Genomic DNA, 20,411 nt, shown 5'->3' with positions numbered 1-20,411 from the left:
CCGTACGGAGACGGGGGCTGCTCCCATACGGGGACGGGGGCTGCTCCCGTACGGAGGGCGGGAGCCGATCCCGTAAGGAGGGGGGAGCCGATCCCGTACGGAGACGCGGGCCGCCCCTGTACCTGCGCGCGGAGCCTTCCGTACGGGAACGCCCCGGGCTCAGGCCGTCGCCGGGCCCGAGACCGTGCGGCCCTGGGCCGGGTGCGGGTGCTGTTCCGTGTCCGGTGTGCCGTTCGCCGCCGCGGCGGCCGCCGCCTGGGCCTCCAGTTCGGCGGGGCGGCGCCAGCCGTGCTCGCCGCGCGCCCGGAGCCAGGCCGTCGTCTCCTGGGGCGGCATCGCGGCCGCCACCAGCCAGCCCTGCACCGCGTCGCACCGCAGGTCCCGCAGCCGCTCCCAGGTCTCGTCGTCCTCGACGCCCTCGGCGACGACGACCAGGCCGAGGGAGTGGGCCAGGTCGATCGTGCAGCGGACGATCTCGCCGTCCTCGTGGTCCAGGGCGAGGCGGGCCACGAAGGAGCGGTCGATCTTCAGCTCGCTCACGGGCAGCCTGCGCAGATGGACGAGGGAGGAGTACCCCGTACCGAAGTCGTCCAGGGACATCTTCACGCCGTGCGCGGTCAGCCCGGCCAGGGTGTCGGCGGCCCGCTGCGGGTCCTCAAGCAGCACATGCTCGGTGATCTCCAGCTGGAGCGCCGAGGCCGGGACGCCGTGCCGGGCCAGCCGGGCGGCGACCCCGCCCGCGAAGCCGGGGGTGTGCACATCGCGCGGGGAGACGTTGACCGCGACCGGGACGAAGAGGCCCTGCGCCCGCCACCGGGCAACCTGCGCGAGCGCCGTCTCCAGGACGTACTCCGTGAGGTGCGGCATCAGGCCCGAGGACTCCGCGATGGCGATGAACTCGTCCGGGGGGACCCGGCCGCGCTCCGGGTGCACCCAGCGCACCAGCGCCTCCAGCCCGGCGACCTGCCCGTCGAAGCGGACCTTGGGCTGGTAGTGGAGCTCGACGTCGCCCGCGTCCAGCGCCCGGCGCAGATCGCCGAGCAGCCCGAGCCGGTCGGGGGTGTTGCTGTCCCGCTTCGACTCGTAGACCTCGACGCCCGTGCGGTCGCGCTTGGCCTGGTACATCGCGACGTCCGCGCGGCGCAGCAGCCCCTCGGCGTCCAGCGCGTGGTCCGGGTAGACCGCCACCCCGGCGCTGGCCTCCAGCACGAGGATCAGCCCGTCCAGGTCGAGCGGCGAGGACAGCTCGGCGACCAGATGGCGGGCCACCCGCTGGGCGCTGGTGGTCGAGTCGGCCTGCGGCAGCAGTACGGCGAACTCGTCGCCGCCGAGCCGGGCCGCCTCCGCGCCGGGCGGCAGGGCGAGGCGCAGGCGTTCCGCTATCTGGAGCAGCAGCCGGTCACCGGCGAGGTGGCCGAGCGTGTCGTTGACGGCGCGGAAGCGGTCCAGGTCGATCAGGACGAGCCCCGACCTGGTGCCCACGCTCTCGGCGTCCTCCAGCGCCGACCAGGTCCGCTCCAGCAGCCACTGCCGGTTGGGCAGTCCGGTCAGCGGGTCCCGCAACTGCTCCTCGGCGCGGGCGCGGGCGATCCAGAGCGTGGAGTCCAGGGCGATCAGCGGCACCGCGAAGAGCGGCAGCACGACGGGCATGGACATCGCGACGACACAGATCAGCGGGGCGAGGCCGAGCAGCGCGACGGCCACGAGCCCTTGGCGCAGCAGGGCGGTACGGGCGATGGTGGGCAGCCCGCCGTTCTGGGGCGCTCTCGCGTACCACAGCAGGACCCGGGTGACGAGCAGGTACGTGGACGCCGTCAGGAGCAGTTCCGGTACGGCGGCGATGCCCCAGTCGAGTGGCAGCCAGGGACTCTCCACGGTCGGCACCACCCCGAACGCGGCCAGCACGAGCGCCGCCGCCGCGATGCCGAGGATGTCCACCGCACCGTGCAGGAGCCCCTGCCACCAGCGGTGTCTGCGGGCGCTCCCGACGAGGACCACGACGACCAGGCTGACCAGCCCCGCGGGGAGCCAGCCGTAGAGCAGCAGCACAGCGAGGGTGAGGGCGGCGCCGGAGCCGGTGCCGCCCCACCAGCGGTCGCGGCCGAGCGCGACCAGATGGCCGACGATGATTCCGGTGAGCACGGCGAGCGACCAGCCCACGGCACCGTCCGGGAAGAGGGCGTGGCCGTCCCGCACCGTCCGGTAGAAGCCGACCCCCAGTAGTAACGCGGCGATCCCTATGACGACGGCGCCCACGGGGGAGGTGAGTCCGACGAAACCTTGCAGCCGCGACACCGGGGCGGCGCTCTCGGTCGGTTTCATTCCGTCCCTCTCACAGCCGGCGGTGCCGAAGCCCTCGGTGGCCCCCGCTCTCTGACCTTCACGGCCCCGGGCGGGCAGCCGTGCGCGGCGGGCGTGCTACCTCTCAACAGTAGGCCGCGAAGGGCATCCAGGGGCAGCGCTCTACAGCTCTTGCCGAAGGCGAACCGACTACCCGTCACCATCTGCTATGCGCCGAACGGGTGAAACGGTGGGGCCGTTCGGGGTCCGGCCGACCTTTCTCGGCCTCTCTGCCCCGTTTCTTCCCCGCCGGAGCCGCGCCACGCCGGGGCATCGTCTCGAAGTCGTCTCGATCCGGCGAACAGCGGATGTCCGGGTGTGGCGGACGGACCGGCGGGGCGGGAGCCCGGGGCGGAGCCGGGCGGGCGCGAGCCGGGGACGAAAACCGGCAACCGGCGGTGGGCGGTGGGCGGCTTGGACGGTTTACCCGGGGGCGGTCCGGGGCGGGGCTGCCCGGTCGGGGGCGGTCCGGGGCGGGCTGCCCGGTCGGGGACGGCCTCCGGGGCGGGCTGCTTGCTTCGGAACGGGCTCCGCAGCACCCCCGGAACGGGCTCCGGGGCGCCCCCGGCCCGTGCGGCCTACTCCGGAGCGGCCTCCGGCTCTTCCGGTGCCGTCTCCGGTTCCGGTACGGGCAGGGCCGCCTCCCGGGCGGCGTCCGGGCCCTGGTCGAGGAGGACGGTGAAGCCTGCCTCGTCCAGTACGGGGACCTTCAGCTGCATGGCCTTGTCGTACTTGGAGCCGGGGTTGTCGCCGACGACCACGAACGCGGTCTTCTTCGACACCGATCCGGTGACCTTCGCCCCGAGCTTCTGGAGCGCTTCCTTCGCGCCGTCCCGGGTGTGGGCGGCGAGGGTACCGGTGACAACGACGGTGAGCCCGTCGAGGGGGCGGGGACCCTCGTCCTCGTCCGATCCCTCGTCGGCCATCCTGACCCCGGCCTCGCGCCACTTGCGCAGGATCTCGCGGTGCCAGTCCTCGGCGAACCACTGCTTGACGGAGGCGGCGATGATGGGGCCGACACCGTCCGAGTCGGCCAGCTCCTGCTCGGTGGCCTCGTCGATGCGGTCGATGGAGCGGAACTGGCGGGCCAGCTCCTGGGCGGCGACCGGTCCGACGTGCCGGATGGAGAGCCCGGTCAGGATGCGGGCCAGCGGCGCGTCCTTCGCGGCGGCGATGCCCTCCAGCATGGCGACCGCGTTCTTCTTCGGCTCGCCCTGCTTGTTGGCGAAGACCGTGGCGATCTTCTCCTCGCCGGTCTTCGGGTCGCGCTTGGGCAGCCCGCTGTCCTGGTCCAGGACGTACGCCCGGATCGGCAGCAGCTGCTCGATGGTGAGGTCGAACAGGCCGCTCTCGTCCTTCAGGACCGGCTCGGCGGGCTCCAGGGGCCGGGTGAGGGCGGCGGCGGCCACATAGCCGAAGTGGTCGATGTCCAGGCTCTTGCGCCCGGCGAGATAGAAGACCCGCTCGCGCAACTGGGCCGGACAGGTGCGGGCGTTGGGGCAGCGGAGGTCGATGTCGGCCTCCTTCATCGGGCGCAGCTCCGTACCGCACTCGGGGCAGTGCGTCGGCATCTCGAACGGCTTCTCGGTGCCGTCGCGCAGATCGACGACGGGGCCGAGGATCTCCGGGATGACATCGCCCGCCTTGCGCAGGACCACGGTGTCGCCGATCAGGACGCCCTTGGCCTTGACCACCTCCTGGTTGTGGAGGGTGGCGAACTCGACCTCGGAACCGGCCACTTCGACCGGCTCGACCTGGGCGTACGGCGTGACGCGGCCGGTGCGGCCGACACCGACGCGGATGTTGACCAGCTTGGTGTTGACCTCTTCGGGGGCGTACTTCCAGGCGATGGCCCAGCGCGGGGCGCGCGAGGTGGAGCCCAGGCGCCCCTGGAGCGGGATCTCGTCGAGCTTGACGACGACCCCGTCGATCTCGTGCTCCACGGAGTGCCGGTGCTCGCCGAAGTACGCGATGAACTCCCGTACGCCTTCGATGGAGTCGACGACCTTGTTGTGCTGGGCCGTGGGCAGGCCCCAGGAGTGGAGGAGCTCGTACGCCTGGGAGAGGCGGTCGATGCTCAGGCCCTCGTGGGCGCCGATGCCGTGGACCACCATGTGGAGCGGGCGGGTGGCGGTGACCTTCGGGTCCTTCTGGCGCAGCGAGCCGGCCGCCGCGTTGCGCGGGTTGGCGAACGGCTTGTCCTCGGCGGCCACCAGCCGGGCGTTCAGCTCCTCGAAGCCCTCCATCGGGAAGAAGACCTCGCCCCGGATCTCGACCAGCGCGGGGATGTCCTCGCCCTGGAGCCGGTGCGGGATCTCCGCGATCGTCCGGACGTTGGGCGTGATGTCCTCGCCGGTGCGGCCGTCGCCCCGGGTCGCCGCCCGGGTCAGCCGGCCGTGCTCGTAGGTGAGGTTGACGGCGAGCCCGTCCACCTTGAGCTCGCACAGGAAGTGGTGGTCGGGCGTGCCGACGTCCTTGGCGACGCGCTCGGCCCAGGTGGCCAGGTCGTCGGCGTCGAAGGCGTTGTCCAGGGAGAGCATGCGCTCGCGGTGCTCGACGGAGGTGAACTCCGTGATGTAGGGCCCCGCGACCTTCTGGGTCGGGGAGTCCGGCGTCCGAAGCTGCGGATACTCCTCCTCCAGGGCCTCCAGGGAGCGCATCAGCCGGTCGAACTCGGCGTCGCTGACGACCGGCTGGTCCTTCACGTAATAACGGAAGCGGTGCTCCTCGATCTGCTCGGCCAGCAGGGCATGCGTCTCCCGCACACCCGCCGGAACCGAACTCTCCTGCTCCACCCGCTCTTCGCCCGCCATCGTCCCGTCCTCCTGTGTACCCGTCGTCCCCGTCACTCAGGGTTGTCCGCGAGCGACCTCGCCGCCTTGGCGCTGTGGGCGAGCGCGGTGCGGGCGTACGCGGGCGATGCCCCCGCGAGACCGCACGACGGGGTGATCGCGACGGACTCGGCGAGAGTCCCCGGATTCAGCCCCAGCCTGCTCCACAGCGTCCTGACCCCCATGACGCTACCGCCCGGGTCTGACAATGCCCCTGTTGCCGCGTCGGTCGAGGGCACCACGCCCAGGAACAACTGGGTGCCGCCTTCGACCGCTTCCCCGATCGCCTCCTCCTCACGCTCGGTGAGCAAGGAGAAGTCGAACGAGATTCCGGCCGCCCCGGCCCGGCGCAGCAGCGCGAACGGCACCTCGGGGGCGCAGGAGTGGACGAGCGCCGTACCGTCCTCGCCCGCGGCGGCGAGGACGTCGCGCAAGGCCGCCTCGACGACCTGGCGGTCGACGGCCCGGTAGGTGCGGTAGCCGCTGGCCGAGCGGATGCGGCCCAGCAGGACGGCGGTCAGGGAGGGCTCGTCAAGCTGGAGGACGACCTCGGCCCCAGGCATCCGGCGGCGCACCTCGGCGAGGTGGGCGCGCAGCCCCTCGGCCAGCGACCCGGCCAGGTCGCGGCAGGCGCCGGGGTCGCCGAGCATGGCCTCGCCGCCGCGCAGTTCGAGGGCGGCGGCGAGCGTCCACGGGCCCACCGCCTGGACCTTGAGCAGACCCTCGTACCCCTGGGTGAACTCCTCCAGGGCGTCCAGGTCCTCCCCGAGCCAGGAGCGGGCGCGGCGGGTGTCCCGGCCGGGCCGGTCGCTGATCCGCCAGCCGCTCGGCTCGACGTGTCCGTACATCTCGACGAGCATGCCGATGGTCCGGCCGATCATGTCGGCACCCGGCCCGCGCGCCGGCAGCTCTGCCAGGTACGGCATGCCCTGGCCGTCGGCGAAGGAGCCGGTGACGGTCTTCGCCGCCTCCCTCGCGTCTCCCCCGGGCATCGACCCGATCCCGGTCGCCGGACACCCGCTGAACTTGCTCTTCTCGCTCACCCGGGAAGCCTACGGTCCCGAGTGGGGCACCCGCGCGACCGGGCTTCAGCGCCCCGGGTACACGGTGAGCTTCAGCGCCCCGGGCGAACCGTGAGGTCGTTGACCTCGGCGTCGCGCGGCAGGTCGATCGCCATCAGGATCGTGGTGGCCACCGACTCGGGGTCGATCCAGCGGGCGGCGTCGTACTCCTTGCCCTCCTGCTGGTGCACCTTGGCCTGCATGGGGCTGGCGGTGCGCCCGGGGTAGACCGAGGTGACGCGCACCCCGTTGCCGTGCTCCTCGTGGCGCAGCGAGTCGGCGAGCGCCTTGAGGCCGTGCTTGCTCGCGGCGTACGCGCTCCACCCGGCGTGGGCGTTGAGCCCGGCACCGGAGTTCACGAAGAGGACGTGGCCCTGGACGGCGCGCAGTTGCGGGAGCACGAGGCGGGTGATCTCGGCGGGGGCGACCAGGTTGGCGTTGAGCTGGAAGTGCCAGGCCTTGGGGGTGAGCTCACCGACCTCGCCGAGCTCGACGACGCCCGCGATGTGCAGCAGGGTGTCGATCCGCTCGGGCATGGCCTGCTGGCCGAACGCCCAGGAGAGCCGGTCGGGGTTGCCGAGGTCCCCGACGAGCGTCCGCGCTCCCGGGTAGCGGTCGGCGAACTCCTTGGCGCGCCCGGCGTCACGGGCGAGCAGGACGAGATCGTCACCGCGCTCCAGGAGACGGCGGGCGACAGCGGCACCGATGCCGGAACCGGCGCCGGTGATGAGGTGAGTAGGCATGGGCCGATCCTAGGTCCTGTCGTCAAACTGCCGTCGTCGCCCGAAGGGCGGCCCTGCCTACCGCAGACCGGCGGACTCCTCCAGGTACGCCAGCGCACCGACGGCGTCCTTGGCGAAGAAGACCAGCTCCGTCAGAGGTATGGGCAGGAACCCCTCGTCCTCCATCCGCCGGAACTGCTCGCGCAGCCCGTCGTAGAAGCCCGCCGTGTTGAGCAGGACGACCGGCTTGGTGTGCTTGCCGTGCTTCTTCAGCTCCAGGATCTCGGTGGCCTCGTCCAGCGTCCCGGTCCCGCCGACCATGATCACCACGGCGTCGGCCTTCTCCAGGAGCAGGGCCTTGCGCTCGGCGAGGTCGCGGGCGATCACCATCTCGTCGGCGTTCGTACGGGCCTTCGCGGCCAGGAAGTCCACCGAGACCCCGACCAGGCGCCCGCCCGCCGCCTGCACCCCGTCCGCGACCACCTTCATCAGGCCGCTCTCCGACCCGCCCCAGACCAGGGTGTGCCCGCCTCTGCCGAGCAGCTCGGCGAACTCCCGGGCGGGCACGGTGTAGCGGTCGTCGAGGTCGGCGGCGGAGAGAAAGACGCAGATGTTCATGGAGTCACCGTACGACCCGCCTCTGACACTCCCCCGTCCGCGTCACGGTCCACGGGGCGGGGAAGATTCCTGGCCCGTACGCCGCTGAAGCAGGCATGACTTCCACCCGAGGACACCACATCACCGTCGAGCCGGGCACCGAGCACGTCAGGGCCGTCCACGAGGGCCAGGTGCTGGCCGAGAGCCGCCGCCCCCTCGTCCTGCGCGAGACGGGCTGTCCGGACCGCTACTACCTGCCGCCCGAGGACGTCCGCACCGAACTCCTCACCCCTTCGGAGACCACCACCCACTGTCCATTCAAGGGGGACGCCTCCTACTGGTCGCTGCCCGACGCCGCCGACCTCGTCTGGGCCTACCCGGACCCGAAGCCCGAAGTCGCCGCCATCAAGGACCACTTCTGCTTCTACGCGACGGAGAAGGTGGCGTAGGGAGCTCCGGGAGGCAGGGAGCTCCCTGAGGTAGGGAGCTCCGGGCGCCGTGGGCCGGGAATCAGGCTCCTGAGGAGACCCGCTCGCGGCGCACCGTCGTCGCGATGGTGGCCGAGCCGACCACGCGCGTCCCGTCGTAGAGGACGACCGCCTGGCCGGGGGCCACGCCCCGGACCGGCTCGGTGAAGGTGACGTGCAGCTCGGAGCCGTCCACCAGCTCGGCCGTCACCTCGCACTCGCCGCCGTGGGCGCGCAGCTGAGCGGTGTACGTGCCCGGGCCGGCCGGGGGCGTTCCGCACCAGCGGGGCTTGATGGCGGTCAGGGAGGTCACGTCGAGGGCCTCGACCGGGCCGACGGTGACCGTGTTGTTCACCGGGGAGATGTCGAGCACGTAGCGCGGCTTGCCGTCGGGGGCGGGGTGGCCGATCTTCAGGCCCTTGCGCTGGCCGATGGTGAAGCCGAACGCGCCCTCGTGGGTGCCCAGCTTCGTACCGGACTCGTCCAGGATGTCGCCCTCGGCCGGGCCGCCGAGGCGGCTCGCCAGGAAGCCCTGGGTGTCGCCGTCGGCGATGAAGCAGATGTCGTGGCTGTCGGGCTTCTTGGCGACGGCCAGGCCCCGGCGCTCGGCCTCGGCGCGGATCTCGTCCTTGGTGGTGAGGGTGTCACCGAGCGGGAACATGGCGTGGGCGAGCTGCTTCTCGTCCAGGACGCCGAGCACATAGCTCTGGTCCTTGGCCATGTCGGAGGCGCGGTGCAGCTCGCGGCTGCCGTCCTCGGTGAGCACGACGGTGGCGTAGTGGCCGGTGCAGACGGCGTCGAAGCCGAGGGCGAGGGCCTTGTCGAGCAGCGCGGCGAACTTGATCTTCTCGTTGCAGCGCAGGCACGGATTGGGCGTGCGCCCGGCCTCGTACTCCGCGACGAAGTCCTCCACCACGTCCTCGCGGAAGCGTTCCGCCAGATCCCAGACGTAGAACGGGATACCGATGACGTCGGCCGCGCGGCGGGCGTCCCGGGAGTCCTCGATGGTGCAACAGCCGCGCGCCCCGGTCCGGAAGGACTGGGGGTTCGCGGAGAGGGCGAGGTGGACACCGGTCACGTCGTGGCCCGCCTCGGCGGCGCGGGCCGCGGCGACGGCGGAGTCCACGCCGCCCGACATCGCGGCGAGGACACGCAGGGGGCGCTGGGAAGTCTGAGTCATAGCCCCTCCAGGGTACGGGTCGCCGGGAACCGAATGCCCGCGGATATACGTTGACGATCACATGGGGAACAACGGGAGCACCCGGGCGTCGCGAAAGCCCTCGGGCAGGCCGTCGCGGAAGAAGTCCGCGGGCGGTGTCAGCCGGCGTGCTCTGCTGATCGGCGGCGGTGCGGTGGTGGCCGCCGGCACCGCCGTCGTGCTCGCGCGCGACGAGGTGAAGCGGGCCTGGTGGCGGGTGCCAGGTGTGGAGAAGCCCCGCAAGCCCGGTGAGCTGGACTACGCGGGCGCCACCTGGGTCGCCGCCTCCGAGGCGAACTGGCGGCGCGCGGACCGCCCCGACGACTACGGGATCGACCGCGTGATCATCCACGTCACCCAGGGCAGCTTCGACAGCGCGGTACGGGTGTTCCAGGACCCCGCCCACCGGGCCGCGACGCACTACATCGTGGGCCAGGACGGACGGGTGGTGCAGATGATCCGCGAGCTGGACGTGGCGTACCAGGCGGGCAACCGCTCCTTCAACGAACGGGCGATCGGCATCGAGCACGAGGGGTTCGTGGACCGGCCCAAGGACCTCACCAAGGCGATGTACGAGTCCTCGGCGCGGCTGACGGCGTCGATCTGCGCCCGGTACGACATACCCATCGACCGGGAGCACATCATCGGGCACGTGGAGGTGCCGGGTACCGACCACACCGACCCGGGGCCGCACTGGGACTGGGACCGCTATCTGAAGCTGGTGCGGCGGGCGGCGACGGCCCCCGCGCCCACCCCTTCCGTACGGGCTTCCGGGTGAGCGCCCTCAGCTGAGCCCGGCCGTCCGGGCCCGCTCCACCGCCGGGCCGATCGCCTGGGCCAGCGCCTTCACGTCGTCCTCGGTGGAGGTGTGGCCGAGCGAGAAGCGCAGGGTGCCCCGGGCCAGGTCCGGATCGGTGCCGGTGGCCAGGAGTACGTGGCTGGGCTGGGCGATCCCGGCGGTGCAGGCGGAGCCGGTGGAGCACTCGATGCCCTGGGCGTCCAGCAGCAGGAGGAGGGAGTCGCCCTCGCAGCCGGGGAAGCTGAAGTGGGCGTTGGCCGGGAGCCGCCCGGCCGGGTCCGGGTCGCCGCCGAGCACGGCGTCCGGGACGGCGTGGCGTACGGCGGCCACGAGGTCGTCGCGCAGCCCTCCGACGCGCCGGGCGAAGTGCTCGCGCCCCTCGGCGGCCAGCCGCCCCGCCACGGCGAAGGAGGCGACGGCGGGCACGTCCAGGGTGCCGGAGCGCACGTGCCGCTCCTGACCACCGCCGTGCAGCACGGGTACGGGGGTGTGGTCGCGGCCCAGCAGCAGCGCGCCGATGCCGAACGGGCCGCCGATCTTGTGGCCGCTGACCGTCATCGCGGCCAGTCCGGAGGCGGCGAAGCCGACCTCCAGCTGACCGAAGGCCTGGACGGCGTCGGCGTGCATCGGGATCCCGAACTCGGCGGCCACCGAAGCCAGTTCCCGTACCGGCATGACCGTGCCGATCTCGTTGTTCGCCCACATCACGGTGATCATCGCGACGTCGTCGGGGTCCCGGAGGATCGCCTCGCGGAGGTCTTCGGGGTGGACCCGGCCGTAGCGGTCGACCGGGAGGTAGTCGACGGTCGCGCCCTCGTGCTCGGCGAGCCAGTCGACGGCGTCCAGGACCGCGTGGTGTTCGACGGGACCGGCGAGGACCCGGGTGCGGCGGGGGTCGGCGTCGCGCCGGGACCAGTAGAGGCCCTTGACGGCGAGGTTGTCGGCCTCCGTGCCGCCGGAGGTGAACACCACCTCGCTGGGGCGGGCGCCGAGGGCGTCGGCGAGGGTTTCTCTGGACTCCTCGACGGTACGGCGGGCCCGGCGCCCGGCTGCGTGCAGGGAGGACGCGTTCCCGGTGACGGCGAGCTGGGCGGTCATCGCCTCGATCGCTTCGGGAAGCATCGGCGTGGTCGCGGCGTGGTCGAGGTAGGCCATGGTGGGGCCGATTCTACGAGCCCGGGGCGGGGCGCATGGCGGGCACGTCCCGGACCGCCCTCGTCAGCCGCCCAGGTTCCAGGCGACCGTGCCGTTGACGGAGACCAGGACGGCCAGGACGACGAGGTCGGCGACGCCGAGTGCGAGGCCGAGCCGGGCGCGGCCGGGGCGGCGGGTGCGGCGGGCCAGGGCCAGCAGCGCCATCACGATCGCGGTGGGGCCGAGGAGCAGGTTGAACACCAGCAGGCCGACGAGGCCGAGGACGAAGGAGGCGACGGCCAGCCCGTCCGCCTCCCGGCCGACGGCCCGGCGGGGAGCGGGGGCGGGGGCCTTCTCCGGTGCCGTGCCCGGGTCGGCGGGGTCCTGGTCGATGACCTCGTCCGTACGGCGGGCGCGGTCGATGAGGGTGAGGGTCATGGTGCGAGCTCCTTCGGATGGGTCCGGTCGGGACGGGCTCGGCGGGTGCGGGTGCGGGTGTACGTGCGGATCATCGGGTTGCGGGGCGGATCAGCAGGTACGGACTACGCGTACGGATCAGCAGGTACGGATACGGGTGCGGGTCAGCGGGTGCGGCGGGCGTGGCGCTCCCGGGCGGCGAAGATCAGCAGCCAGACGCCGATCACGCTCCCGGCGGCCAGGGAGACCGGAACCGGAAGCTGGGCGACCGCCCCGAGGGCGATCCCCAGGAGCAACAGCGCGGCGACGAGGACAAGCACGGCGGAACCTCTCTCTACGAAGTCTGCGCGGGGCCGCGCGAGACGAAAGCCGTTCGGAGTACGAGTGTTCACTGACTTGCCAGCCTAAACCTCCGGCCCCTTCCTTGGCTCGGAGAACGGTTGTTTACTGAATGGCATGAGTCACACCGTCGGCATTCGCCAGACCCAGAAGCTGAGGACCCGCCAGTCCCTGCTGGACGCCGCGCTCGGGCTGCTGGAGCACCAGAGCCTGAGCAGCCTGGGGCTGCGGGAGGTGACCCGGGCCGCCGGGGTCACCCCCACCGCCTTCTACCGGCACTTCGAGGACACCGCCACCCTCGGGGTGGCCCTGGTGGAGGAGACGCTGGGCAGTCTGCACGGGCTGATCGCCGCGGTGCTCATGGAGACGGGCGACAGCGAGGAGCGGGTGGACCGCAGCGTGGAGGTGATAGCGCGCCATGTCGCCGCGCAGCCCGCCCACTTCCGGTTCATCGCCCGGGAGCAGCACGGCGGGGTGGGCCCGGTGCGCGAGGCCATCGCGGCGCAGCTGTTCCGGTTCGCGGAGGAGGTGGCCCTCGCGCTCGGCCAGGAGCCGGAGGCGGCCGGATGGAGCGAGGAGGACCTGCTGATGCTGGGCGGGTTCTATGTGGACCACATGGTGATGACCGCGTCGGCGCTGCTGGAGGGCGGTCCGGAGCGTGAGCGGGAGGTGGTCCGGCGGACCAAACGGCGGCTGCGGCTGGTGTCGATCGGCCGCGCCCACTGGCTGGACGAGGCCCCCGCCCGGGACTGACAACGGCGCCGCGCCCGCCCGGGGATGCCCCGGACGGGCGCGGAAGCCGTCGCCGTACGTCTACGTCCGTACGGCCTTCTCCGTCGCGTACGTCCTACTTCGCGCGCGGCGCCTTCGCCAACTGGCGGGACTGGGCGACGAGGCGGTCCGCGCTGTCCCAGACCTCCGCGTCCTCCTCCAGGAAGCCGCCCGCGAGGTTGCGGGTGGTGATGGAGACCCGCAGCGGGCCCGGGGCGGGGCGGCAGCGGATGTGGGTGGTGAGCTCGACGGTGGGGGTCCAGCCGGTGAGGCCCAGCTCGAACGAGGTCGGCGGCAGGGCGTCCACCGTGAGCAGCAGGGAGAGCGCGTCGGGGTCGCGGCCGTCCGCGAGGCCGAACCAGCCGCGCATCTCACCCTTGCCGGACGGGGCGCCGACCGCCCAGCCGACGGTCGCCGGGTCCAGCTTGATGTCGAGGCGGTCGGTGATGGCCGAGCTGCCCGGGATCCTGGGCGCGCCGTCGCTCGGGCCGAGGCAGTGGTCCCGGTCGGGCATCGCGGGCGGCAGGGCGGTGGTGCGTACGTCGTCGGGCAGCGCGTCCAGGTCGCCGTAGGTGGCGAGGACCCGGATGCGCTCGATCTCGCTGCCGTCCTCGGCGTACTGGAAGAGGGAGGCCTGACCCGTGGAGAGGGTGCGGCCGGTGCGGACCGTCTGGGTCCGGATCACGGCCGGTCCGGGGACGGAGGCGGTGAGGTAGTGCGCCGAGACGGAGAACGGGTCGGGGTGCGGCAGGGCCTCGCCCAGCGCGCGGCCGAGGAGGGCCAGCAGGTATCCGCCGTTGACGGCCTGGATGATGGTCCAGCCCGCGGAGAGCTCCGCGTCGTAGACGCCTTCCTCGCGCAGGGTGACCGCGGTGTCCCGGTCGAACTCGCTGTCGCCGATGGTTGCCGGGGCGGTCTGTGCCGCCGCCTCTGTCGCTGCCTGTGCCATGAGAGGGACGGTACACCGATTGAATTACTGAGCGGTAGCTTTTTGGTGGCCCCTTGCGCGGCCCTACGCCTCCTCCGCCCGCGCCGAGGAGCGGTTGTACGCACGCGGCGCCCGCCAGTGGAAGCGCAGCGCCAGCAGCCGCAGGGTGAACGCGGCGATCACGGCCGCGCCGCTGGTGAAGGCGTTGAGGGTGTCGAAGCGGATGCACAGGACGACCATGGTCGCGCCGACGATCGCGGGCACCGCGTACAGGTCTCGGTCCCAGCGCAGCAGCGAGGGCACCTCGTTGGCCAGCACGTCCCGCAGCACACCGCCGCCGACGGCCGTGGCCAGCCCGAGCGCCGCGGAGGCCGTCAGCCCGAGCCCGTACTCGTACGCCTTCACCGTCCCCGTCACACAGAACAGGCCGAGCCCCGCCGCGTCGAAGACGTTGACGCCGGACTGGATCCGCTCCACATGCGGGTGGAGGAAGAAGACCAGGCCGGCGGCGAAGAGCGGGGTGATGAAGTAGCCGAGGTCGGTGAAGGCGGCGGGCGGGATCGCGCCGATCATCACGTCACGGAACAGCCCTCCGCCCAGCGCTGTCACCTCGGCGAGGACCGCGATGCCGAAGACATCGAAGTTCTTGCGTACGGCGAGCAGGGCGCCCGAGATCGCGAAGACGAAGATCCCGACGAGATCGAGCGCATGCTGGACGGAGGGCGTGAACAGTTCGGTGAGCACCGGACAATTGTGCCGGTCTCAGACCCCGGCCTCAGACCCCGGTCTCAGACCCCGGTCTCAGGCCTTGGGGCTCTCCTCCGCCCGGTCGGTGCTCCCCGCGTCGGCCTGAGCCGGTACGGTCGCGGGCTCCTCCTTCTCCGGAGCCGCTTCCTTCTCGGCCGGAGCGTCGGCCTCCTTTTCCGGAGCACCGGCCTCCGGCGCGTCAGACGCCTCCCCCTCCGACACCTCCACCGCCTCGGTCGCCACCGCCTCCGTGGAGATCACCGCCTCGATCCCGGTGGCCAGGGTCTGCTTGACCGTCCCGGCCTCGATCTCGGCCGTGAAGTGGCAGGCCACCTTGTGCCCGTCACCGGTGTCCAGCAGCGGCGGGCGCTCCGTGGCGCACTTGGTCTCCTGCACCCACGGGCAGCGGGTGTGGAAGCGGCAGCCGGCCGGCGGGTTGGCCGGGGAGGGCAGGTCGCCGTGGAGCAGGATGCGCTCGCGGCGGTCCTCGACCTCGGGGTCCGGCACCGGGACGGCCGACATCAGCGCCTTGGTGTACGGGTGCCGGGGCCCCGCGTACAGCGCGTCGCTCGGCGCCTCCTCGACCAGCCCGCCCAGGTACATGACCCCGATGACGTCCGAGATGTGCCGGACCACGGCGAGGTCGTGGGCGATCACCAGATAGGTCAGGCCCAGCGACTCCTGGAGCTCCTCCAGGAGGTTGATGACCTGCGCCTGGACCGAGACGTCGAGCGCCGAGACCGGCTCGTCGCAGATGATCACGTCGGGTTCCAGGACGAGGGCCCGCGCGATGCCGATGCGCTGGCGCTGGCCGCCGGAGAACTCGTGCGGGTAGCGGGAGAGCGCGTTGGACGGCAGGCCGACCCGGGCGAGGATCGCCTTGATCTTCTCCCGGCGCTCGGCCTGGTCCTTGCCGATGCCGTGGGCCGCCATGCCCTCGGACAGGATCGACTCGATGTTCTGCCGGGGGTTGAGGCTGCCCAGCGGGTCCTGGAAGACCATCTGGAGGCGGCGGCGGAAGGACCGCATCTCCTCCGAGGGCAGCTGCGCGAGGTCGGTGCCGTCGAAGACGACCGCGCCGTCGGTGATGTCGTTCAGCCGCAGCACCGCGCGGCCGAGGGTCGTCTTGCCGCACCCCGACTCGCCGACCAGGCCGTACGTCTGCCCGGCCGCCACGCTGAGCGAGACGCCGTCGACGGCGTAGACATGGCCCACCGTACGGTCGAAGAAGAGGCCCTTCTTCACCGGGAAGTGGACTTTGACGCCGTCCAGTTCGAGCAGGCTCATGCCGGGACCTCCGCCTTGGGCAGGACCGGGTTGACGCAGCGGACCTGGTGTCCGGCGGCGCGTGGTTCGGTCAGTTCGGGGGTGCCGGTGAGGCACTCCAGCGTGTAGTGGTCGCAACGGGGTGCGAAGGCGCAGCCGTCGGCCCAGGCGATCTTGTCGTTGATGGAGCCGCGGATCGGGTTGAGCGGCTCGCCGCGCGGGGCGTCCAGGCGCGGGATGGAGCCGAGCAGCCCGTGCGCGTACGGGTGGGTGGGATGGGCGAACAGCTCGCGGCGGCCCGCCGTCTCCACCGCCCGGCCCGCGTAGAGGACGTTGACCTCGTCGCAGAGACCGGCCACCACGCCCAGGTCGTGGGTGATCATCAGCAGGGCGGTGCCCTCCTGGTCGACCAGCTCCTTGAGAAGCTCCAGGATCTGCGCCTGGATGGTCACGTCCAGTGCCGTGGTCGGCTCGTCCGCGATCAGCAGGCGGGGCGCGCAGGCCACCGCCATGGCGATCAGCGCACGCTGACGCATACCGCCGGAGAGCTGGTGCGGGTACTCCTTGAGCCGCCGCGTGGGGTCGGGGATGCCGACCCGGTCCAGCAGCGACGCCGCTTCCTTGCGGGCCTTCTCGCCCTTGAGGCCGCGGTGCCGCTGGAGGATCTCGGTGACCTGGATACCGATGGGGATGACCGGGTTCAGCGAGGAGAGCGGGTCCTGGAAGATCATCGCCAGCTGGCTGCCGCGCATGTCGCGGAGCTTGCGCTCGCTGATGCCCAGCAGGTTCTGGCCGTCGAACTCGGCCCGTCCCCCGATCGTCACGCCCTTGCGGGGCAGCAGCCCCATCAGGGCGAGCGAGGTGACGGACTTGCCGCACCCCGACTCGCCCACCAGGCCGACGACCTGGCCCTGGTCGACGTCGAAGGAGACGCCGTCCACGGCCGTGGCGTCCTTGCGGCCGCGCGCGGTGAAGGTGACGCTGAGTTCTTCAACTGAAAGCAGTGGCATAGGACTTCAGCCTCGCAGCTTCGGGTCGAGGGCTTCGCGCATGGACTCGCCGAGCAGGGTGAAGCCGAGTGCCGTGATGATGATGCCGATGGCCGGGTAGGCGGCCATCATCGGCTCGTTGTCGAAGAAGCGCTGCGCCTGCGAGAGCATCACGCCCCACTCGGGAACGGCCGGGTCGGGGTTGCCGAGCCCCAGGTAGGAGAGGGCCGCCGCCTCGATGATCGCGGTGGCGAGGCTCAGCGTCGCCTGGACGATCACCGGGCTCAGGGAGTTCGGCAGGATCTGGGTGAGGACGATCCGCTTGCGCCGGATACCGACGGCCTTCGCGGCGAGCACGTAGTCCGCGCCGCCCTGGACCAGCATCGAACCCCGCAGCAGGCGGGCGAAGATGGGGATCTGGACGACACCGACGGCGATCATCACGGTGGTCAGCGACTGCCCGAGCACGGCGGCGATGGAGACGGCCAGCAGCAGGGACGGCAGCGACAGCATGATGTCGGTGATGCGCATGATCACGGTGTCGACGCGCTGTCCGACCTTGCCGCCGAGGGTGGCGGCGGCGCCGGAGAGGACACCGACGGTGGCGCCGACGATCAGGCCGATGAGCATGGAGACCACACCGACGAGGAGCGTCTGCCGGGCCCCGACGAGCCAGCGGGAGAACATGTCGCGGCCCAGGTGGTCCAGGCCGAACCAGTTCTCGCCGCGCATACCGACGAACTTGCCCTGGTTGGGGAAGACTTCGCCGCGCCACGTCTGCGCGGTGGGGCCGTGCGGCGCGAGGATCGGGCCGATGATCGCGACGAGCACGAACACGGCGATGATCGAGGCGCCGATGACCGCCATCTTGCTGGAGCGCATCCGGCGGAACGCCTCGCGCCAGAGGCTGGTGCCCGCGACGGTCTCGGAGCTCTGTGTCAGCTCGGCGAGACGGTCGATCTTGTCTGCTTTGTTGGTCAGGATCGTCACGTCAGTGCACCCGCACTCTCGGGTCGATGATGCTGTACGCGAGGTCGACCAGGAGGTTGATGAGCACGTACACCATCGCGATGAAGAGAATGAATCCGACGAGGACCGGGTAGTCGCGACCGTCGATCGCGGTACGGATGAAGGAGCCGATGCCGCCGAAGTCGAAGACGGACTCGGTGAGCACCGCACCGGAGAGCAGGCTGCCGGTCAGCAGGCCGACCGCGGTGATCACGGGCAGCAGCGCGTTGCGCAGGACGTGGCGCCCGCGGACGACGCGCTTGTCCAGGCCCTTGGACTCGGCGGTACGGATGTAGTCCTCGCCGAGCACCTCCAGGACGCTGGCCCGGGTCATCCGGACGATCACGGCGAGCGGGATCGAGGCCAGCGCGAGGGCGGGCAGGACCAGATGCATGATCGCGTCCCAGCTCGCGTCGAACTCGCCGGTCAGCAACCCGTCCAGTACGGCGAGCCCGGTGACGTCGGTGGCGTTGAGGCCGGTGGTGAGCCTCCCCTGGCTCGGGAACCAGCCCAGCTGGACGGAGAAGATCCCGCGCAGCAGCATGGCCAGGAAGAAGACCGGGATGCAGATGCCGAGCAGCGATCCGGAGACGGACGCCACGTCCAGCCAGCCGCCGCGGTGCTTGGCCGCCAGATAGCCCATCGGGATGCCCACGACGACGGCGATCAGGATCGCGGCGACGCTGAGCTCCAGAGTGGCCGGGAAGCGCAGGGCGAATTCGTCCCACACCGGCTGACCGGTCTGGGTGGAGGTTCCGAGGTCGAGCTCGAAGATGCGCTTGAGGAAGCGCCAGTACTGGACGTGCACCGGCTCGTCGAGCCCGAGTGCACGGTTGATCCTCGCCACTTCGGCTTCGGTGGCCCGCTCGCCCAGGATCGCTGAGGCGGGTCCGCCGGGCAGTCGGTTCAGCCAGAGGAACAGCAGGACCGACAGGCCGAGCAGGGTGGGAATGAGCTGGAGAAGTCTTCTGACGACGAGTCGCAGCACCCCGCATGCCCCTTTCTCACGTGCGTCGAAGCGGGTCCGCCCGGCCACCTGGTTGCTGTGGCCGGGCGGACCCGCTGGTGTGCGATTACTTGAAGGAGACCTCGGCGAAGTTCTCCTGCGTCAGCGGGGAGACCTTCGGCGGATTGACGTTCTTGGCGAACGCGATCGCCGGCGGGGACGACGAGATCGGCACGCCCGGGACGTACTCCATGATCGCCTCGTTGGCCTTCTTGTACGCGTCGGTACGGCCGGCGGTGTCGGCGATCTCGGAGGCCGCGTTCACGACCTCGAAGAGCTTCTTGTCCTTGAAGCCCCACTGCGCGTCGTGCTTGGAGAACCAGGTGCCGATGAAGTTGAAGCCGTCGTTGAAGTCACCGGTCCAGCCCAGCAGGTGCAGGGAGCAGGAGCCGGACTGCACGGCGTCCAGGTAGTCCGGGGCCCACTTCATGGCCTTCGGCTTGACGGTGATGCCGGCCTTCTCCAGGTCGGCCTTCATCAGCTCGAACAGGTCCTGCGGGGCAGGCATGTACGGGCGGGTGACCTCGGTCGGGTAGCAGAAGTCGACGGTCAGCTTCTCCTCACCGGCCTGCTTGAGGAGGTCCTTCGACTTGGCGGTGTCGAAGGCGTACGTCTTCACCTGGTCCGAGTAGCCGGCGACCGTGTCGGGCATGAACTGGGTCGCCACCTTGCCGCCCTCGGGCAGCTGGGTCTTGACGAGGTTCTCGCGGTCGATGGCGTGCGAGATGGCCTGGCGGACCTCAAGCTTCTTCAGCGCCGGGTTGGCCGACTGCGTCATGCCGACGTAGAAGATGTTGAAGACGTCACGGGTCGGGACCTCGAAGCCCTGCTTCTCCAGCGTCGTCACATCGGCGGGCGAGACCAGGTCGTAGCCGTCGATGTCACCGGCCTGGAGGGCCTGGCGGCGGGTCTCCTCGGTGGAGATGGTGCGGAAGACCAGGTTCTTCACCTTGGCCTTGTCGCCCCAGTAGCCGTCGAAGCGCTCCAGGGAGACTTCCTTGTTCCCCTTGTTCCACTTGGTGATCTTGTACGGGCCGGTACCGGCGACCGTGCCGGCCTCCTGGCTGTACTTGGGGTACGTGATCGCGTCGCCCTTGGCGGTCGCGTCCTGCTTCGCGTACTCCTGGATCGCCTTGGGCGAGTGGATCGCGAGCGCCTGGAGGGAGAAGCCGCCGGGCAGGTTCGCCGTGGTCTCGTTGACCTCGATGACCGCGGTGTTCTCGTCCTTGGCGGTGCAGGACTTGTAGTTCGCCTTGGGCGCCTCGGAGTCCTCGTTCTTCGCGAACCCGCCCATGATCTTCTGCCAGTAGTACGAGACCGCGCTGGACTGGTACGTACCCTTCCAGTTGAACCAGTGGTCGTAGTTCGCGCAGACCGCGGCGGCGTTGAGCGCCTCGCCGTCGTGGAACTTCACACCCTGGCGCAGGTTGAACGTCCAGACCTTGCCGGTCGGGTCGCTCTCCCACTTCTCGGCGAGGCCGCCGACCAGCTTGCTGCCGCCGGGCTCGTGCTCCAGCAGCGCCTCGAACGCCTGGCGGGTGACGCGGAACGTCTCGCCGTCGCTCGCGAGGGCCGGGTCGAGGGAGCCGGGGTCACCGGATCCGGCGAAGACGAAGGTGTCCTTGTCGCCCCCCTTGGAGCCGCCCTCGTCCCGCTCGCTGGAACAGCCCGTGGCGATCAGACCGACAGCGACCGCTGTCGTGATCGCCCGGACGGCCCGGGACTTGAATATGCGCATGGGTCCACCCCTGGTTCGCCATGTGGTGAGGTTTGATGGCCGCACACTACAGA

General features: G+C 71.3%; 19 protein-coding genes. 3 read left to right on the top strand and 16 right to left on the bottom strand.

The window, feature by feature from the left end; genetic code table 11:
* Positions 1-159 precede the first annotated feature (159 nt).
* The 5 genes from ACFW9Z_RS32745 to ACFW9Z_RS32725 all read right to left on the bottom strand — a co-directional run bounded on the left by ACFW9Z_RS32745 (position 160) and on the right by ACFW9Z_RS32725 (position 7,572).
* The gene (locus ACFW9Z_RS32745; RefSeq protein WP_384646592.1) at positions 160-2,322 is read right to left on the bottom strand and encodes a putative bifunctional diguanylate cyclase/phosphodiesterase; all 2,163 of its coding nucleotides are present in this window, start codon (positions 2,320-2,322) and stop codon (positions 160-162) included.
* A gap of 596 nt (positions 2,323-2,918) precedes the next feature.
* On the bottom strand, positions 2,919-5,153 hold the full coding sequence (gene ligA, locus ACFW9Z_RS32740) for an NAD-dependent DNA ligase LigA (protein ID WP_384646589.1): 2,235 nt from the start codon (positions 5,151-5,153) through the stop codon (positions 2,919-2,921).
* Between the two features lie 32 nt (positions 5,154-5,185).
* A complete protein-coding gene (locus ACFW9Z_RS32735; protein WP_384646586.1) occupies positions 5,186-6,214 on the bottom strand; it encodes a methionine synthase in 1,029 nt (342 codons plus the stop codon).
* A gap of 71 nt (positions 6,215-6,285) precedes the next feature.
* Positions 6,286-6,975 carry an SDR family oxidoreductase gene (locus ACFW9Z_RS32730; RefSeq protein WP_384646584.1) on the bottom strand — a complete coding sequence of 230 codons (690 nt, stop codon included), beginning with the start codon at positions 6,973-6,975 and terminating at the stop codon, positions 6,286-6,288.
* A 57-nt stretch (positions 6,976-7,032) separates the two neighbouring features.
* Complete coding sequence (locus ACFW9Z_RS32725) at positions 7,033-7,572, bottom strand: TIGR00730 family Rossman fold protein (RefSeq protein WP_384646582.1); 540 nt, start codon at positions 7,570-7,572, stop codon at positions 7,033-7,035.
* A gap of 95 nt (positions 7,573-7,667) precedes the next feature.
* On the opposite strand from ACFW9Z_RS32725, the gene ACFW9Z_RS32720 reads away from it, so the two are divergent.
* Positions 7,668-8,000, top strand: coding sequence for a DUF427 domain-containing protein (locus tag ACFW9Z_RS32720; RefSeq protein ID WP_384646579.1), 333 nt, complete (start codon positions 7,668-7,670; stop codon positions 7,998-8,000).
* A 61-nt stretch (positions 8,001-8,061) separates the two neighbouring features.
* On the opposite strand, the gene mnmA is transcribed toward ACFW9Z_RS32720, so the two are convergent.
* Positions 8,062-9,198, bottom strand: a complete 1,137-nt coding sequence (gene mnmA / locus ACFW9Z_RS32715) for a tRNA 2-thiouridine(34) synthase MnmA (protein WP_384646577.1) — start codon at positions 9,196-9,198, stop codon at positions 8,062-8,064.
* 61 nt (positions 9,199-9,259) lie between these two features.
* On the opposite strand from mnmA, the gene ACFW9Z_RS32710 reads away from it, so the two are divergent.
* Positions 9,260-9,994 (top strand): N-acetylmuramoyl-L-alanine amidase, encoded by a 735-nt coding sequence (locus ACFW9Z_RS32710; protein ID WP_384646575.1) that lies wholly within the window; start codon positions 9,260-9,262, stop codon positions 9,992-9,994.
* 6 nt (positions 9,995-10,000) lie between these two features.
* On the opposite strand, the gene ACFW9Z_RS32705 is transcribed toward ACFW9Z_RS32710, so the two are convergent.
* The 3 genes from ACFW9Z_RS32705 to ACFW9Z_RS32695 form a co-directional block, all read right to left on the bottom strand.
* A complete protein-coding gene (locus ACFW9Z_RS32705) occupies positions 10,001-11,170 on the bottom strand; it encodes a cysteine desulfurase family protein (RefSeq protein ID WP_384646573.1) in 1,170 nt (389 codons plus the stop codon).
* A gap of 63 nt (positions 11,171-11,233) precedes the next feature.
* On the bottom strand, positions 11,234-11,587 hold the full coding sequence (locus ACFW9Z_RS32700) for a hypothetical protein (protein WP_384646571.1): 354 nt from the start codon (positions 11,585-11,587) through the stop codon (positions 11,234-11,236).
* A gap of 143 nt (positions 11,588-11,730) precedes the next feature.
* A complete protein-coding gene (locus ACFW9Z_RS32695; RefSeq protein ID WP_167405190.1) occupies positions 11,731-11,886 on the bottom strand; it encodes a hypothetical protein in 156 nt (51 codons plus the stop codon).
* A 136-nt stretch (positions 11,887-12,022) separates the two neighbouring features.
* On the opposite strand from ACFW9Z_RS32695, the gene ACFW9Z_RS32690 reads away from it, so the two are divergent.
* Positions 12,023-12,658, top strand: a complete 636-nt coding sequence (locus tag ACFW9Z_RS32690) for a TetR family transcriptional regulator (protein ID WP_384646568.1) — start codon at positions 12,023-12,025, stop codon at positions 12,656-12,658.
* Between the two features lie 94 nt (positions 12,659-12,752).
* Here the strand turns inward: ACFW9Z_RS32690 and ACFW9Z_RS32685 are convergent, their stop codons facing one another.
* The 7 genes from ACFW9Z_RS32685 to ACFW9Z_RS32655 all read right to left on the bottom strand — a co-directional run bounded on the left by ACFW9Z_RS32685 (position 12,753) and on the right by ACFW9Z_RS32655 (position 20,358).
* Positions 12,753-13,625, bottom strand: coding sequence for a thioesterase family protein (locus ACFW9Z_RS32685; protein ID WP_384646566.1), 873 nt, complete (start codon positions 13,623-13,625; stop codon positions 12,753-12,755).
* Positions 13,626-13,688: 63 nt separating this feature from the next.
* Positions 13,689-14,348 (bottom strand): trimeric intracellular cation channel family protein, encoded by a 660-nt coding sequence (locus ACFW9Z_RS32680; RefSeq protein WP_384646564.1) that lies wholly within the window; start codon positions 14,346-14,348, stop codon positions 13,689-13,691.
* A 57-nt stretch (positions 14,349-14,405) separates the two neighbouring features.
* Positions 14,406-15,638, bottom strand: a complete 1,233-nt coding sequence (locus ACFW9Z_RS32675) for an ABC transporter ATP-binding protein (protein WP_384646562.1) — start codon at positions 15,636-15,638, stop codon at positions 14,406-14,408.
* Positions 15,635-16,627, bottom strand: a complete 993-nt coding sequence (locus ACFW9Z_RS32670; RefSeq protein WP_384646559.1) for an ABC transporter ATP-binding protein — start codon at positions 16,625-16,627, stop codon at positions 15,635-15,637. The genes ACFW9Z_RS32675 and ACFW9Z_RS32670 overlap by 4 nt, the downstream gene beginning before the upstream one ends.
* 6 nt (positions 16,628-16,633) lie before the next feature.
* Positions 16,634-17,596, bottom strand: a complete 963-nt coding sequence (locus ACFW9Z_RS32665; RefSeq protein WP_384646557.1) for an ABC transporter permease — start codon at positions 17,594-17,596, stop codon at positions 16,634-16,636.
* Between the two features lies 1 nt (position 17,597).
* Positions 17,598-18,602, bottom strand: a complete 1,005-nt coding sequence (locus ACFW9Z_RS32660) for an ABC transporter permease (protein WP_384646555.1) — start codon at positions 18,600-18,602, stop codon at positions 17,598-17,600.
* 85 nt (positions 18,603-18,687) lie between these two features.
* Positions 18,688-20,358 carry an ABC transporter substrate-binding protein gene (locus ACFW9Z_RS32655; RefSeq protein WP_384646553.1) on the bottom strand — a complete coding sequence of 557 codons (1,671 nt, stop codon included), beginning with the start codon at positions 20,356-20,358 and terminating at the stop codon, positions 18,688-18,690.
* Between the last annotated feature and the right edge of the window lie 53 nt (positions 20,359-20,411).

The sequence above is a fragment of the Streptomyces sp. NPDC059452 genome, from assembly GCF_042750035.1.
Classification (GTDB): domain Bacteria; phylum Actinomycetota; class Actinomycetes; order Streptomycetales; family Streptomycetaceae; genus Streptomyces.
The sequence above is the reverse complement of the archived record's forward strand: the minus strand, read 5'-3'. Positions and strand labels throughout refer to the sequence as shown.

What these genes read in the sequence shown, in the direction of transcription:
- ACFW9Z_RS32710 (WP_384646575.1), top strand. Translation starts at nt 9,260, where the DNA reads ATGGGGAACAACGGGAGCACCCGGGCGTCGCGAAAGCCCTCGGGCAGG.
- ACFW9Z_RS32745 (WP_384646592.1), bottom strand. Translation starts at nt 2,322, where the DNA reads ATGAAACCGACCGAGAGCGCCGCCCCGGTGTCGCGGCTGCAAGGTTTC.
- ACFW9Z_RS32730 (WP_384646584.1), bottom strand. Translation starts at nt 6,975, where the DNA reads ATGCCTACTCACCTCATCACCGGCGCCGGTTCCGGCATCGGTGCCGCT.
- ACFW9Z_RS32655 (WP_384646553.1), bottom strand. Translation starts at nt 20,358, where the DNA reads ATGCGCATATTCAAGTCCCGGGCCGTCCGGGCGATCACGACAGCGGTC.
- ACFW9Z_RS32705 (WP_384646573.1), bottom strand. Translation starts at nt 11,170, where the DNA reads ATGGCCTACCTCGACCACGCCGCGACCACGCCGATGCTTCCCGAAGCG.
- ACFW9Z_RS32690 (WP_384646568.1), top strand. Translation starts at nt 12,023, where the DNA reads ATGAGTCACACCGTCGGCATTCGCCAGACCCAGAAGCTGAGGACCCGC.
- ACFW9Z_RS32725 (WP_384646582.1), bottom strand. Translation starts at nt 7,572, where the DNA reads ATGAACATCTGCGTCTTTCTCTCCGCCGCCGACCTCGACGACCGCTAC.
- ACFW9Z_RS32675 (WP_384646562.1), bottom strand. Translation starts at nt 15,638, where the DNA reads ATGAGCCTGCTCGAACTGGACGGCGTCAAAGTCCACTTCCCGGTGAAG.
- mnmA (WP_384646577.1), bottom strand. Translation starts at nt 9,198, where the DNA reads ATGACTCAGACTTCCCAGCGCCCCCTGCGTGTCCTCGCCGCGATGTCG.
- ACFW9Z_RS32670 (WP_384646559.1), bottom strand. Translation starts at nt 16,627, where the DNA reads ATGCCACTGCTTTCAGTTGAAGAACTCAGCGTCACCTTCACCGCGCGC.
- ACFW9Z_RS32720 (WP_384646579.1), top strand. Translation starts at nt 7,668, where the DNA reads ATGACTTCCACCCGAGGACACCACATCACCGTCGAGCCGGGCACCGAG.
- ligA (WP_384646589.1), bottom strand. Translation starts at nt 5,153, where the DNA reads ATGGCGGGCGAAGAGCGGGTGGAGCAGGAGAGTTCGGTTCCGGCGGGT.
- ACFW9Z_RS32685 (WP_384646566.1), bottom strand. Translation starts at nt 13,625, where the DNA reads ATGGCACAGGCAGCGACAGAGGCGGCGGCACAGACCGCCCCGGCAACC.
- ACFW9Z_RS32700 (WP_384646571.1), bottom strand. Translation starts at nt 11,587, where the DNA reads ATGACCCTCACCCTCATCGACCGCGCCCGCCGTACGGACGAGGTCATC.